The sequence below is a fragment of the Allobacillus halotolerans genome (assembly GCF_018967645.1).
Classification (GTDB): Bacteria; Bacillota; Bacilli; order Bacillales; family Alkalibacillaceae; genus Allobacillus; species Allobacillus halotolerans.
In genome coordinates this window covers 49,449-63,557 of the sequence record NZ_JAHLZF010000009.1, presented here as the reverse complement: position 1 = coordinate 63,557, position 14,109 = coordinate 49,449, and the positions used below count along the sequence as shown (strand labels likewise).

Below are 14,109 nucleotides of genomic sequence, written 5' to 3'. Positions count from 1 at the left end.
GCTTCCGTGCTTGATAGACGCTCTCGACTACGGAAGCTCCAGGAGTTGCTCGGCTTCCGTGCTTGATAGACGCTCTCCATAAGGGTATCTCTGCTGATAAAGTGATTCTAGCTATCGATAAACGATTGATCAAACAAAAAAAGACGACAACTTCTGCACAGAATGCAGGAATTACCGTCGCCTTTCATATATGCAGTATGTCTAGAGTAGCCACTCGAGACCGTCACTCAATCTCTTGCAGCAATCCGTCTCCTCGCAGTTCCACTTCCAAATCTTCCGGTACGATCAATTGAAAACTTTGATAATAAAAGTTGCTCAACTTGTGCAGTTCTTGGTCAGTTAGTTGATTAGGATTCACGTAATGATTGATAAATTCTTCTTTCGAAATAATAGTCTGTGATATGGAGTATTGGTCATGAGGAATGATAAGAGCCAACTCTTTACCTAATAGCGTTACATCAGGATATTTAATGTTTTCCTCAGGTACCTCTATGCCTCGAATATAGAATGTTGAAGGACGATAGTAACCAATTTCAATATTTGGCTCATTATCTTCTCGTCTCTTTACACGAACTTCCGTTTCGGACTCTACAACTAGGTTTCCATACTTTTCATCCAACTCATATTCCCATCTACCCGCTAGTGTGAATGCGTCAATTTCTTCATATGAAACTGGTGGATACGCATGTAGCTGATCCAAAGTCGACTCATAGTCATCATGCAACTTTACGTCTGCCGCCTCTATATCCGCTTGGGTAATAAAAACATAATAAACAACAATAGACATAGCTAGAATCACACTATAAATGAAAACGTTTCTTTTTCCGCGACTCTTTTTTCGTTTCGTTCTATTTGTTCTTTTCAATATAAAATATGCCAACAAAATCATTAAGATAAGCGGAAGAAGTCCTGTAAGTGTAACATTAGTCATCTGCGCACCTCCATTCGTCGAGTCAAAAAGATGACGATCGTATAAATGAGAACGGAGAACCCTAGCACTTTCAGGAACAACATCGACCATTCTGTTTCTGTTGAAAAAATCATGACGAGTTGCCCAATCCCGACTGTGTCTCCAATTTTCGCATCGAGCACGATATTCCCTATAGCCAACGCAGGTATAATGAATATAAAGGCTTGATTCCAATTCACAAGTTCGCCAACGAAATAACCGACCGATGCCAGTAAGAAGGTTAAACTAATGATAACAATTACGCCGATTAAAATTTCTTTGATTGTATACGGTTTGGCGATTACGACGGAGTCGGTTGAATAAAACAGAAAGTACAATGCCTTTCCGAGAAAAAGAGAAAAGAATCCGATTAATCCGCCGATAACACTCGCAAATCCGATATATAAAATGGATGACATATGACTTGTGAATCGATTGGATACAAAGCTGAAATCCATTTCACGAAAAGCAGGACGTGCCAATGTCCAGCCGACGACGAACGCCCAGATAAGCACAAAAACAAAAGCTAAATCGCTAGAAACATAATGAATCGCAACTTTCCCAAATTCATTTGTGCTATAGGAAGAACTCCCGCCAAACGCTGATGAAAGCACCGCAAACACGAGAAGGCCAATCAAAATATTGAATAAGTGCCAATTCATCTGAACTTTAAACTTGGTTGAGAGCTTTATGTAATGCCATGTTTTCTTATTCAAAGACATGATCAATCCCTCCTCGTTTTGCTTGGGTTAAAAACATACAAACATCGTCAATTGAAACCGGTGAAAAGCGAACATCTTCTTTCTCTAGTTGCAACTTCGTCTCTTCTGCTAAATCACCCAAAATAACTTGATACACCTGATTTCCGCTCAATTTTTCCTCATGTAAAATCTGAACATCACCCGGTAAATGATTGAGTGATTCCTCGCTACCCGTCAGGCCGTAACTTTTCTCTTTCAACTGATCGACCGATTCCTGGATGACAAATCTACCTTCATCAATCAACAGGATCGTCTCCAACACTGTCTCTAATTCAGTCAATAAATGACTGGATAAAATAATCGTTCGGGGATGTTGAATATAATCTTTCAATAATGCACGGTAAAAATCTTGACGAACAGAATAGTCCATCCCTGTTGTCGGTTCATCGAAAATCGTAATTTTCGTCCGAGCACATAAGCCGATTATCATATTGAATGTGCTCTTCTTTCCTTTTGACAACTCACCATGCAGTTGGTCCGGACGAAATGAAAAGTAGTCGAATAATCGCTGTGCCAGGGTTTGGTCCCAATTCGGATAAAATCGAGCAGCCGTTTGTAAAATATCCGCTAAGTTAATTTCTGAAGAGAAACTCATTTCGTCATCCACAAAGATTAAATTCTCCGAAACGAATAAACTATCAAACGGATCTTCACCGAGAACACGCACTTGTCCGTCCGTCGGGTGATAATAGCCAGCTAAACATTTCAGCAATGTTGATTTCCCCGCACCGTTTCTTCCGATCAGGCCGATGATTTCATTTTCTTCAATGGAAAAATTGACCGCATTCAACGCATGCAGTCCGCCGTATTGCTTTGTTAATCCTTGAACATCGATAACCGTCATCCTTCTTCCCTCTCTTCTTCATGAATTTTCCGTAACATTTCATTTAACTCATCCATCGAAACATCCAAGTAATTTGCCTCTTTGACAATTTCTCGAAGCATCCGCTTCAACGTTTTATTTTTACGTTTTTCTTTAATGATGGTTACTGCCGCTTCTTCGACAAACATTCCAAGACCTCTTCGCTTATGAACAATCTCTTCCTCAGCAAGCAAATTCAGTCCTTTTGCCGCGGTGGCAGGATTAATATTGAAGCGATCGGCAAGCTGATATTGTGAATAAATTTTTTCTCCGACCTTTACTCGCTCGGATAAAATCTCATTCTCCAACCATTCAGCAATTTGTATATAAATCGGCTTATTGCTTGCATGATCTAGCAAATCCTCCCACCCCACTTTATGTATTTAATCTATAATCAGTGCATTACTGCACTAATGCACTAGGTATATTATAACTATATATGGATGGATTCATCTTGTCAATGACTTTTAAATCGTTCAATATTAAAGAAGGAACAGTGCAACATATACATATATGCGCTTTAGTCGGATGGTAAGGAGAGAAAACAATGAAAATTATCGTTGATGCTGATGCAAGTCCAGTAAAAAGCGAGGTGATTGAAGTCGCGGGTGAGTTTGGGTTAGGGGTTTTGCTCGTGATGAGTTACGCCCACTTTTCTGCTGAACAGTACCCCAGTTTTGTGAAAACGGTGTATGTTGATTCTGAAAGTGAAGCGGCGGATTACAAAGTGATGCAAATGGCAAGCCAAGGTGATCTAATCATTACCCAAGATTATGGATTAGCTTCTTTAGTCCTATCAAAAGGATGTTCGGCCATGCACCATAAAGGCTTTTTATATACCCATGAAAACATCGACCGGCTGTTGACTTCACGCTATTTAAATCAACAAGCACGAAAGAGCGGTCAACGATTTAAAGGACCTAAACCGTTCACCGGTGAAGAAAGAGAGATATTTCGCCAAAAATTAGTGCGTATCGCAAAAGAAACAGTCGAATAAATAAAAAAACTCTCGCCCGAACAGTCTGTTCAAGCAAGAGGTGAAATGTTATAGCTTAATTTCTTTATATTTATGGAACCACGGTTGTTCTTTTTCAATTTGATGTGCCAATTGGAACAGTAATTCATCTTCTCCTAAGCGCCCAAAGAAGTGCGTTCCTACAGGTATTCCTTCCTCTGTCCAATGTGTTGGAACACTCATCGCTGGTTGTCCGGTCGCATTGGCAAGTGGCATGAACGGATTATAATTCAGCATGTTCTCGAGCATCGGTCCATATGCTTCTGTCACGTCTTTCTCTTCGCCTGTTTTCTTCGGAAGCTGATTCATCGTCGGTGTCATCCAAACATCATATTCCTGGAAGAAAGACATGATTTTTTCTGATTCAATTGCAGCAAATACCCGCGCTTCCTCATAGTCAGCCGCCGAAATATTTTGGCCGTATTTCATAATTTCATAGGAAAGCGGTTCGACATTTTCACGCGTGACTTCTTTGCCAACCATTTGTCCCATATGTTTAATCATGACAGAGCCTGACGATAACCAAATATTAATGAATGCATTTGCTACTCCCTCATAATCATAAGCAGGTGTCGCTTCGACAACTTCATGGCCCAAGTCTTTCATTAATTGAACGGATTGGTCGAGATTCTTTCTTGTTTCAGCATCAAGCTCTACTTTTCCACCTGCATCATAAGTGACGGCAATTTTAAGCTTGCCTGGAGATTGCTGTGATTTTTCCGCAAAGTCTGTCCGCTTCTCGAAAGATGGATACAAAGATCGCGGCACCCCACCATTTAAGACATCCAACAAAGCTGCACTATCACGAACCGATCGTGTGATGGCATGGTTGATCGGGAAATGGTTAATGTATGGCGGATATGGCAGTCGACCTCGGCTCGGCTTGAAACCGAATAAACCAGTTGCAGAAGCCGGAATACGAAGAGAGCCTCCTCCATCATTTCCATGTGCAAAAGGAACGAGTCCTGCCGCTACTGCTGCGGACGTTCCACCACTGGAACCACCCGGTGACCGATCTAATGCCCAAGGATTCTTCGTCGGTCCAAATAAAGTCGGCTCCGTCGTTGGCAAAAATCCAAATTCCGGCGTGTTTGTTTTTCCTAAAAACACAAGTCCTGCTTTCTCATAGCGGTCTACGAGCTCATCATTCTCAGGTGCAATCACATCTTCATGCAACTTCGAGCCACTTGTCAGCGGTTGATTTTTGATCGCATTCAAATCCTTGATCAAAAACGGCAATCCGGCAACAGGACTTGCATTTAAATCAACATTCTTCACTTGATCTTTCGCTTCGTCAAACATTTCATGGACGACTGCATTCAACGACGGGTTGTACGTTTGTATTTGTTTTATGTAAAAATCAGTTAATTCCTTCGCGGTAATTTCATTTGCATCAAGAAGCTCTTTTTGTCCAAGTGCATCCTTTTCTAACAGTTCTTCAAAGTTTTCCATCGTTATTTCCTCTCCTATCAACATATTGACTTACCAAATATTCTTTACAATAGAACTAACCAAGCGTGGCAGATAAAGAAAGATATCTGCAAAATTAAACAAAAGTTCCAACCAAGGGTTTTCTGTTCTTCGCCTTTTCCCAACCTTTTTTCGGCCATCCTTATGATTATGGTCTTTCACCAGATCGATTCCTCCTCGCAAGCCTTCTAATTATTAATCTTATCTGAAATGAACTGAAATGCAAAAAAATTTGTATTATTTAGGGTTAACTTTTGCATGAATTTGTACAAACGTGTGTCAATGTGAAAAAGGAGCACATTCAAACAAATAAGGCCTTCTTAATGACGCGGATTCATTAACATATATTAGCAAACGAAGAATGAAGAATAATGACTCGTGACAGGCATACCTCCTTTGGTGTTGGCATACAAATATAGACGTAGTTTATTATGTTTAAAGTTGTAAAATTATTTGTTAGTTTTAAAGATTTTTCGCATAAAAATATGCTACTATAATCATATAGGAATATTAAGGGGGCTCATTTTTTTATGAAGAGAATTTTAGGAACACTGCTATTACTATCAGTCTTAATCTTGGCTGCATGTAGTGGTGGAGATGATGATAGAAGTGAGAAAGAGCAAGTTATTGAAGCTCTCCAAAACACTGTAGAGGCGACCAGCTTTGAGTCGGTCAGTAACGTAGACGTTAATTTAGAAGGAAACTTCAATGACCCGACTGTCGATCCATATCTTCAAATGTTCAATGATATGGAAATCAGCTTCGAGAGTATCTATGATGAAGATGCCGGAAAGCAACAAGTTACATTCAATTTAAATGGTCAGATGGCACCAATGACTCTCGACTTAAGCGTACCGTTTTTGCAAGACCTGGAGAGTGAAAAAATTTACATCCGCACAGATAGCTTAGTCGAAAACTTCGGGATGATGTTTCCAATCCCACAAGAGTTAAACGGAAAATTACTTGAAGTCGACATAGCTGAATTGGAACAAGCACAAGGCACCGAAGAACAAATTGATCCTGAAGAACTGAAGGCTCAATCACAGAAGTTGGCTACTGACTTCTTAAATGAGAAAAGTGAAGATGACTTTTCAAAAGAAGACGGTGTGTATACGGTTCAATTGACAAAAGAAGACTTTATTAACCTCGTTGAAAAAAGCGGTGAAATATCCGGTGAGGCACTTAGCGACGAAGAAATTGAACAAATGAAAACAGATTTGGAAAACACTGCGGAACAAACGACGGTGCACCAATTTGAACTTCAACTAGAAATCGACGATGACATGATTCAAAAACAAACATTTGTTGGCGACGTGGAAGTTAGTGAAAACGGAGAAGACATGCGTATTGGCTTAACGCTTGATACAACATATAACAACATTAATGGAGACGTCGAGTTCTCGATTAACCCTGAAGAAGAAGAAATTATCACTCCAGAAGAACTGCAAATGTTCCAAATGCAAGGATACTAATAGAACTGACCTTATGCCTCAAGAGCCAAGCTGGCTTTTGAGGCAATTTTTATACAACCATCACAGGAAAAAAGATTGACGAAAATCCACCCATCGGACAAACTAAGACTATGCAATTTGATTGAAAAGGAGATATTACCTTGATTGATTGGTCATTTTTAAAACAACTGGATGATTTTGATGTCCTAAAATCCATCGCAATCACAATAGGAATCTTTATCTTATTTTCCTTATTTCGAAAGATTTTCACCAAATATATTTTCAAACTCATCTTAAAATTAGCGAATAAAAGCCCTACATCATTATTTAAGAATATATTATATGCCTTTGAGAAACCGATGCGCTGGCTCATTGTCATCATTGGAATCTACGTGGCATTAGAATATTTCCCTTATTTTGACGAGAAAAATTTCGCTTTTATCCGATTAATTCGAGTGGCACTTATTGTTTTGATCACGTGGGGATTATGGAATTTGTCATCAGGAACGTCAGAAGTATTTAATAAAATCAATGAACATTATGATAATAAAATTGATGAAATCCTTATTCCCTTCCTGACGAAAGTACTCCGTTTTGTTATTGTCGCCATCAGTTTTTCAATTATTGCACAAGAATTTGGATACGATGTCAATGGATTCGTCGCTGGTCTTGGTCTGGGTGGATTAGCCTTTGCCCTTGCAGCTCAAGAAGTCATTAAAAATTTATTCGGCGGCGTTGTCATTATAACGGAAAAGCCTTTTAACTTGGGAGATTGGATTATGACACCAAGTATCGAAGGGATCGTTGAGGATATCAGTTTCAGAAGCACTGCCGTACGCACTTTCGCCGATTCCTTAGTAATCATACCCAATTCGACTCTTTCGAATGAACCGATTACAAATTGGAGTGAGATGGGTAAACGACAAATTAGCTATGATTTGAAAATCAGTTCACACACACCGAAAGAAAAACTAGAACATTCGATTAAACAAATTCGCACTTATGTTGAGAACCATCCAGGTATTCACCCGGAAACAATCTTTGTGAATTTTACTCGGTACGAAACCGATAGTTTAAATATTATGCTATATTTCTTTACGAAAACGACTGACTGGGGAGAATTTTTAGCCATCCAAGAAGAAATCAACTTCAAAATCCTTGAAATCCTCAGCAAAGAAAACGTCAAAGTTGCCGTTCCTGCGCAATCTTTACGTGTGGAAGAAGAAGGCCCTGTAAAAAGAAATCCATTAAAAGTGAAGAAAGTTCCCTCCAACAAAGGGGAAAAATAAGGTATAGAGCACCGGCTGAGTGGCTGGTGCTTTTTCTTTGTCTGATCGTGGATAGAAGACTTATTTTCTACTCTATCTATGATTAGATGTGTTCTATTCACGGGTAGAGCGAGCTTTTTTGCCCGCTCGGGGGTATAGAGCGCTTCTATAGGACTTTTCGAACTCGTTTTCTGCTCGCTCGGGGGTATAGAGCGCTTCTATAAGACTTTCCGAACTTGTTTTCTGCCCGCTCGGGGGTATAGAGCACTTCTATAGGACTTTTCGAACTCGTTTTTTGTCCGCTCGGGGGTATAGAGTGCTTCTATAAGACTTTTCGAAGTCGTTTTCTGCTCGCTCAGGGGTATAGAGCGCTTCTATAGGACTTTTCGAACTCGTTTTTTGCCCGCTCGGGGGTATAGAGTGCTTCTATAAGACTTTTCGACTTCACTTGCCTCCCGTTCGTGGGTATAGAGCGTTTCATAAGACTTTCCAGTTTTCGCACTACTCACGATTAAAGTTTGAGCCTTGATCTCTCGATGCTTTTTTACTATTCCCTTTTAACTTAAATATGCCATAAACAATAAGTCCTAACAAGATCCCTGCAATTAAATAGCTATATACCGGGACTTCAAACGATGTACCGAAATCGGGCAGGAAGTAAATGGGCAAAACGAAAACACCGATACTCAAAGCGCTAATTAACCATAAATAAAAAAATTCCAGATATTTATTGATGTTCTTAAACATGGACCACTTTAAATATTCCATAACGATAAATAAGAAGAAGAATGCAATCAACAAGGAGATGCTGGATTGGACGATGGCAGTTCCAAGATAAACCTCATCCATCGCGCTTCCTTTACCAAAGATATAATACATGACCGTATCAATTAATCCATTAAATATGAGCACGGATGCAAAAAATGAAAAACTTCCTAATAAAAATAAATTGAATCGTTCTTTTGTCATGGATTTTGGTATTTCTCCAAGCAACTCATTCGCATATTGCTTTGGATCATCACCGAAAACCTCGGTGAAGTCTTTCCCTTCTTCTTGGGCTTCTAATAAATGGTCAAGCAGCTCGTTTAACAACTCCTCGGTTTCTTGTTCTGATTTAAGAAACGATAAACGAAGGTAAACCAACATGTCTTCGTAATATTTTAGGTTTTCTTCATTGAGCTTTTCTCTTTTTTTGTTGTTTAACTTGATTAATTCTTGAGAATTCATCCCTTTCGCCTCCCCATTAATTGATCGACTGGCGTTTTAATGGCTTCCCAGTTGTTTACAAATTCTGTTAATGCTTCCTGACCTTTATCTGTGATGTAATAATATTTTCGATTCGGTCCGCTCGGTGACTTCTCCATCTTTCCATAAATTAGATCGTCTTTTTGTAACCTCAAAAGAATTGGATAGATAGATCCTTCACTGACCTCCAGCCCTTGATCTTGCAGCTTTTTCGAAAGTTCATATCCGTAAACCGTTTCATTGGAGATGACGGCTAACAGACAGCCTTCCAGCACTCCCTTTAGTAACTGACTTCGCATAGACACACTTATCAAACCCTTTTCTCATCTATCTTGTAATACATGATAGTATATCTTTCAGTATATTGCAATACAAGATAGCAAATTAAAAAAAAGAAGAATCCGAGTATCAATCGGATTCTTCTCCTCTAATAATTATCCGTTCAAGATTGCACCACCATTGACATGAATCATCTGACCGGAGACATACGTAGAATCATCACTTGCTAGATAAACATAGGCTGGTGCCAATTCGGCTGGTTGGCCTGGCCGCTTCATCGGTTGACTTCCACCGAAGTTATCCACTTGTTTTTCAGAAAATGATGCAGGAATTAATGGTGTCCAAATAGGACCTGGTGCAACCCCATTGACCCGAATGCCCTTTCCGACAACATTTTGAGAAAGGGAGCGGGTAAATGACGTGATCGCTCCTTTAGTAGCTGAGTAATCAATCAACACCGGATTTCCTTCATATGCTGTGATGGAAGACGTATTAATGATACTGCTTCCTTCTTTCAAGTGTGGCATGACAGCTTGCGTTAAATAGACCATACCAAAGAAATTCGTTTCGAACGTGCGCTTTAGTTGGTCACTTGTTATATCCATGAAGTCTTCTAGGACATGCTGTTCAGCAGCATTATTTACGAGAATATCGATTTTACCAAACTGATTAAGCGTCTCATCGACAATTTGCTTAGAGAATTCTTCTTTTCCGATATCCCCTGCAATCAGTAGACACTCGCCACCTTCTTTCTCTATCAATTCCTTTGTTTTGTTCGCATCTTCGTCTTCATCGTAGTAAACGATGACGACCTTCGCCCCTTCAATGGCAAAGTGGAGACTGACAGCTCTACCGATTCCGCTATCTCCTCCAGTTACAATAGCTACTTTATCTTTCAGTTTGTCGCTACCTTTATAGCCTTCACGAATGTACTCAGGCTCTGGATTCATTTCATTTTCAAAGCCTGGTTGACGAGATTGTTTCTGAGCTGGAGGTGTTATTTTTCCATTTTGTTTTTCCATTCCAGACATGTAATCTCTCCTTTATCGAAAATTAGGTACACAAGTATTTTACCCATTTTCAATAAGAATCAATCTCGCCCACCAATGTCCATGTGAATTACCCTTGAATATCTCGTTTCGAGTAAAACGTAAGTCCAGCGACTACAAGAACAATGGCCACTCCTATTAACCCAAAGAACGGTACGACTTCGAATTCATCAACAGGCAGCTGTGATACATGACCGAATGGCGTAACGTTACTAAACCATTCATCTAATTGAAATAGATTCCCCATATAAACAATGATGAAAGAATAGACTAAGTAAACCCATGTGAGTGAAACAACATTCGGTTTCAACCCGATTAATAACGCAGATAAGCCAATCATGACAAACATGGCAGGTATATATGCCAACGAGGCACCGATCATTGTTCCGAACGAAACAGGATCATCCATAACCGTCGAACCTGCTGCCCATAAACCAATCCCCGCAAGAATCACAGAAACGAACGCATTGATCACTGCAACCAATAAGTAACTGCCCATCATCGTCTTCCGAGAGACAGGCTTGGCATAAAGTAATTCTAGTCTAGATTTCTTTTCTTCACCGTATAATTTATTCATTGAGATTAGTGCAGGTATCGTAGCTATCATTCCCATGACTGTCATGATAATCGAAATAAACTGCTCCGCAATTGAATACCCTTCTTCTTGCACAAGAATTTTCTCTACCATTTCATTTCCTTGAAAAAATGAATCCAAATCACCTAACACAGATCCATATGAGATTCCCAATAAGAGCATACCGACCGCCCAAGAAATAAAAGCCGTGCGTTGCAAGCGGAATGCTAAACCAAAAGGACTCAATAAATTGTTTGAAGCGCGAGCTTTTCCAGGTTTAGAAGGAAATAATCCCGCCTCTAAATCCCTTTTCGCATTTAACCGGTAGGCGAGCAATAAGACGACAAAAGAAAAAGCGAGCATTAAAAAGATTGGCCACCAATGATTCTCTGTGAAAATCATCGTTTTCGTCGTCCAGCCGAGCGGTGAAAATAACGACAATGCTTCACTCCCGATATCACCGATTGCACGGAGGACATAGAAAAACAGTAATAGACCAATCGACCAACCAGTAGCTCCGCGGGAACTGTCAGATAGCTGAGTAAATAGGGCAGTAACCGCCGTAAAACAGATGCCCGTTCCTCCGAGTGTGGCTCCATAAAGAAGTGCCCCTTCGATCCCAAGACTTTCAATCGGTTGTACCATTAAACCAATCGCAACCAACACTGCAAGAACGACATTCACAAACACAACATACATCGTAGTGGCATGGAGCGTTGCTAACCGTCCCACTGGCAGGGCACGGATCAACTCAACTCGACCTTCTTCTTCATCTGTACGGGTGTGTCGTACAAACAGCAGAATACTCATAATTCCTACAAACACTGCAGTAATCAATACCATTTGATGAGCAGACATGGCGCCAATCGTATAATTGTCCAAGTCTCCTTCACCGACCATCGCAACCATCGCCGGATTTTCCATTGTTACCGCCATTGCATCACGATCCTGTTGATCAGGATAAAGATTTTGGAAGGATCCCGGAATAATTAAGGTGAAAAACGCTAGCGCGAAAATCCATATGGAAGCACGTATGCGATCACGTCGAATCGTCAATTTGAACAATTGAAAGGATCGTTTGAATAACTCGCTCATTCAACCACCTCATCAGTTCCTTCATAATGACGCATAAAAAGATCTTCTAAGGTAGGTGGGGCACTCTCGAATTTTTGAATCGGATATTGACTCGCAAACTTAATCACTTGGTCCATCTGTTCAGCATTTACTTGAAATCGATACGTATTCCCATCTTGATTTACGTCATGCACCCCCTCTACATCTCTCAGTCCATCAAGACTCGAAGTCGTTTCTAGTAAAACATGATGGCGCGTTAAATGACGCAATTCTTCCAAACTACCTTGTTCAATGATTGTGCCATCCCGTATGATTCCAACTCGATCGCAAAGCTTTTCGACTTCAGATAAAATATGACTGGACAATAATACGCTCTTTCCTTCTTGTCGTAGATTCCGCACATCCTCTTGAAAGGTCTGCTCCATCAGCGGGTCCAATCCCGACGTCGGTTCATCGAAAATATACAAATCGGCTTCTGATAATAGAGCGGAAACGAGTGCGACTTTTTGACGGTTTCCCTTTGAATACGTGCGACATTTTTTCGTTGGGTCAAGTTTATAGCGTTCCAGCAACTCTTCACGCCGTTTGGTCTGACGCCCACCACGAAGCTTGGCAAACAAATCGATGACCTCTCCACCGGTTAAATTCGGCCATAAATTGACATCACCAGGCACATAGGCAATCTGGCGGTGAATCTCCATCGAATCGTTCCATACGTCTTTTCCGAAAATGGTTGCTTGACCTTCAGTTGCTTTTAAAATCCCTAGTAAAATACGAATCGTCGTCGACTTACCGGCCCCATTTGGACCAATAAAGCCAAAGACCTCCCCCTTTCGAACGGAAAAATCTACTTCATCAAGTGCTTTGAAATCCCCGAACTTTTTCGTAACGCGCTTAATGTCAACTACCTTTTCCATCCATGTGACCCCCTTATTGGTAATATACTTTTTTCAGTAAATCTAAGTACTCATAAAACTCATCCCAATAGTTCTTCAAATTAATCGAACTAATTTGTTCACCTTTCAATTGATGTTCAAGTTCTTGCTGGTAACCATCAAGTGACCACCGAACTAGATTCAATGCTTTCTCCGAATCGATATCATCTTTGAACAATGAGAGGTCAATATCTTTATATAAAAGGTCATAGGCTTGCTGTTGTAACGTCTGCATTTTCTGCTGAATTTCCGTCGGTAAACTGAGAAAATCTTGTAGAATAAGCGAACTCATAAAATTAAACACATGAGGTTCTTTCGCCATATACTCAGCCTTAAGACGTGCAGTGATGTAATATCGTTCAATGAAATCACCCTTCGATTCCTGGATGGCTGTCTGTAGTTGAGCAACCATTTGTGAATAAATTCGATCTAAACAGTAATGCATCAAATAAGTGTATAAGTCTTTTTTGCTGTTGAAATAATAAAATAACATGCCCTTTCCGATTCCCGCGTTTTTTACAATCCGGTTCGTTGAGGCATGTTCAAAGTCAAAGGCGCTAAATTCTTCTAAAGCCGCTTGTATGATTTTTGATTGTTTTTCTGAATCTAAACGTTCAAATTTTTCGTGCAAGATTAACCCTCCTAAGATATGACGTTACTTATTTCGACCACCTCGGTCTATTGAACTTATCACATGTGGACCACACTGGTCAAATTGATTTTTGTTGTTTAATCATCCCCCTTTTAGTGAATTACCTACATAGGGGGTGGCTAGCCATGACGACAATCCTCATCGTGATCGCATTATTAGTCATTGTTATTAATCTGTTTTACTTTTTCACCAACAAATCATATAAGAAAAGTTATTTTCATCTGGCTTTATTCATTAAATTATTTTTCGTATTATCCATTCTGACTGTCGCGTTTGCAGTCCTTTATTATGCCATCGGTTTAGAACAAGTTTCTTTGAGACATAGCGATGAAAATGGCGATCCTGTAGAACCGACTTTTTGGAATATGTTTTATTATAGCGGGGTTACCATGTTATCCGTCGGTTTTGGAGACTATGTACCTGTCGGAATCAGTCGTTTCTTTTCATTATTACAAGCCTCGCTTGGCTTTTTGTTACCTACGGCTTACTTTTTGACGGCACTCGGCCAAAAGGAATCCAAATAAG

At 40.0% G+C, this 14,109-nt stretch carries 15 protein-coding genes; 4 read left to right on the top strand and 11 right to left on the bottom strand.

The features are described from left to right. Window positions 1–223: 223 nt before the first annotated feature. From KQ486_RS07615 to KQ486_RS07600, 4 genes are read right to left on the bottom strand one after another with little or no spacing between them, the layout of a single operon-like run. Window positions 224–931, bottom strand: coding sequence for a hypothetical protein (locus KQ486_RS07615; RefSeq protein WP_216687234.1), 708 nt, complete (start codon window positions 929–931; stop codon window positions 224–226). Further along, on the bottom strand, window positions 928–1,671 hold the full coding sequence (locus tag KQ486_RS07610) for a hypothetical protein (RefSeq protein ID WP_216687233.1): 744 nt from the start codon (window positions 1,669–1,671) through the stop codon (window positions 928–930). The genes KQ486_RS07615 and KQ486_RS07610 overlap by 4 nt, the downstream gene beginning before the upstream one ends. Next, window positions 1,658–2,554, bottom strand: a complete 897-nt coding sequence (locus tag KQ486_RS07605) for an ABC transporter ATP-binding protein (protein WP_216687232.1) — start codon at window positions 2,552–2,554, stop codon at window positions 1,658–1,660. Before KQ486_RS07605 ends, KQ486_RS07610 begins: the two co-directional genes overlap by 14 nt. Continuing rightward, complete coding sequence (locus tag KQ486_RS07600) at window positions 2,551–2,931, bottom strand: GntR family transcriptional regulator (protein ID WP_186278689.1); 381 nt, start codon at window positions 2,929–2,931, stop codon at window positions 2,551–2,553. Before KQ486_RS07600 ends, KQ486_RS07605 begins: the two co-directional genes overlap by 4 nt. Before the next feature lie 188 nt (window positions 2,932–3,119). Here KQ486_RS07600 and KQ486_RS07595 point away from each other — a divergent pair, with 188 nt between their 5' ends. Beyond that, on the top strand, window positions 3,120–3,569 hold the full coding sequence (locus tag KQ486_RS07595) for a YaiI/YqxD family protein (RefSeq protein WP_216687231.1): 450 nt from the start codon (window positions 3,120–3,122) through the stop codon (window positions 3,567–3,569). A 48-nt stretch (window positions 3,570–3,617) separates the two neighbouring features. On the opposite strand, the gene KQ486_RS07590 is transcribed toward KQ486_RS07595, so the two are convergent. Further along, window positions 3,618–5,039, bottom strand: a complete 1,422-nt coding sequence (locus KQ486_RS07590; RefSeq protein ID WP_216687230.1) for an amidase — start codon at window positions 5,037–5,039, stop codon at window positions 3,618–3,620. Window positions 5,040–5,587: 548 nt separating this feature from the next. Between KQ486_RS07590 and KQ486_RS07585 the strand changes: the two genes are divergently transcribed. After that, the gene (locus tag KQ486_RS07585; RefSeq protein WP_144163865.1) at window positions 5,588–6,529 is read left to right on the top strand and encodes a hypothetical protein; all 942 of its coding nucleotides are present in this window, start codon (window positions 5,588–5,590) and stop codon (window positions 6,527–6,529) included. 140 nt (window positions 6,530–6,669) lie between these two features. Next, complete coding sequence (locus KQ486_RS07580; protein WP_246569239.1) at window positions 6,670–7,797, top strand: mechanosensitive ion channel family protein; 1,128 nt, start codon at window positions 6,670–6,672, stop codon at window positions 7,795–7,797. A gap of 480 nt (window positions 7,798–8,277) precedes the next feature. Here KQ486_RS07580 and KQ486_RS07575 read toward each other — a convergent pair whose 3' ends face one another. The 6 genes from KQ486_RS07575 to KQ486_RS07550 all read right to left on the bottom strand — a co-directional run bounded on the left by KQ486_RS07575 (window position 8,278) and on the right by KQ486_RS07550 (window position 13,563). Next, a complete protein-coding gene (locus KQ486_RS07575; protein WP_186278657.1) occupies window positions 8,278–9,003 on the bottom strand; it encodes a DUF1129 family protein in 726 nt (241 codons plus the stop codon). Beyond that, window positions 9,000–9,326, bottom strand: a complete 327-nt coding sequence (locus KQ486_RS07570; RefSeq protein ID WP_216687229.1) for a PadR family transcriptional regulator — start codon at window positions 9,324–9,326, stop codon at window positions 9,000–9,002. The genes KQ486_RS07575 and KQ486_RS07570 overlap by 4 nt, the downstream gene beginning before the upstream one ends. Before the next feature lie 129 nt (window positions 9,327–9,455). Next, the gene (locus tag KQ486_RS07565) at window positions 9,456–10,331 is read right to left on the bottom strand and encodes an SDR family oxidoreductase (RefSeq protein ID WP_246569238.1); all 876 of its coding nucleotides are present in this window, start codon (window positions 10,329–10,331) and stop codon (window positions 9,456–9,458) included. Window positions 10,332–10,419: 88 nt separating this feature from the next. Then, entirely contained in the window at window positions 10,420–12,018 is a 1,599-nt protein-coding gene (locus tag KQ486_RS07560) for an ABC transporter permease (RefSeq protein ID WP_216687228.1), read from the bottom strand. Beyond that, window positions 12,015–12,914, bottom strand: coding sequence for an ABC transporter ATP-binding protein (locus tag KQ486_RS07555; RefSeq protein WP_144163494.1), 900 nt, complete (start codon window positions 12,912–12,914; stop codon window positions 12,015–12,017). The genes KQ486_RS07560 and KQ486_RS07555 overlap by 4 nt, the downstream gene beginning before the upstream one ends. A 13-nt stretch (window positions 12,915–12,927) precedes the next feature. Continuing rightward, the gene (locus KQ486_RS07550; RefSeq protein ID WP_186278656.1) at window positions 12,928–13,563 is read right to left on the bottom strand and encodes a TetR/AcrR family transcriptional regulator; all 636 of its coding nucleotides are present in this window, start codon (window positions 13,561–13,563) and stop codon (window positions 12,928–12,930) included. A gap of 146 nt (window positions 13,564–13,709) precedes the next feature. On the opposite strand from KQ486_RS07550, the gene KQ486_RS07545 reads away from it, so the two are divergent. Further along, window positions 13,710–14,108, top strand: a complete 399-nt coding sequence (locus KQ486_RS07545; RefSeq protein ID WP_216687227.1) for an ion channel — start codon at window positions 13,710–13,712, stop codon at window positions 14,106–14,108. The last annotated feature ends 1 nt before the right edge of the window (window position 14,109 follow it).

Bases quoted from the DNA above. Each gene is read 5' to 3' on its own strand.
- KQ486_RS07545 (WP_216687227.1), top strand. From the start codon at position 13,710: ATGACGACAATCCTCATCGTGATCGCATTATTAGTCATTGTTATTAAT.
- KQ486_RS07565 (WP_246569238.1), bottom strand. From the start codon at position 10,331: ATGTCTGGAATGGAAAAACAAAATGGAAAAATAACACCTCCAGCTCAG.
- KQ486_RS07585 (WP_144163865.1), top strand. From the start codon at position 5,588: ATGAAGAGAATTTTAGGAACACTGCTATTACTATCAGTCTTAATCTTG.
- KQ486_RS07555 (WP_144163494.1), bottom strand. From the start codon at position 12,914: ATGGAAAAGGTAGTTGACATTAAGCGCGTTACGAAAAAGTTCGGGGAT.
- KQ486_RS07615 (WP_216687234.1), bottom strand. From the start codon at position 931: ATGACTAATGTTACACTTACAGGACTTCTTCCGCTTATCTTAATGATT.
- KQ486_RS07590 (WP_216687230.1), bottom strand. From the start codon at position 5,039: ATGGAAAACTTTGAAGAACTGTTAGAAAAGGATGCACTTGGACAAAAA.
- KQ486_RS07560 (WP_216687228.1), bottom strand. From the start codon at position 12,018: ATGAGCGAGTTATTCAAACGATCCTTTCAATTGTTCAAATTGACGATT.
- KQ486_RS07605 (WP_216687232.1), bottom strand. From the start codon at position 2,554: ATGACGGTTATCGATGTTCAAGGATTAACAAAGCAATACGGCGGACTG.
- KQ486_RS07595 (WP_216687231.1), top strand. From the start codon at position 3,120: ATGAAAATTATCGTTGATGCTGATGCAAGTCCAGTAAAAAGCGAGGTG.
- KQ486_RS07575 (WP_186278657.1), bottom strand. From the start codon at position 9,003: ATGAATTCTCAAGAATTAATCAAGTTAAACAACAAAAAAAGAGAAAAG.
- KQ486_RS07610 (WP_216687233.1), bottom strand. From the start codon at position 1,671: ATGTCTTTGAATAAGAAAACATGGCATTACATAAAGCTCTCAACCAAG.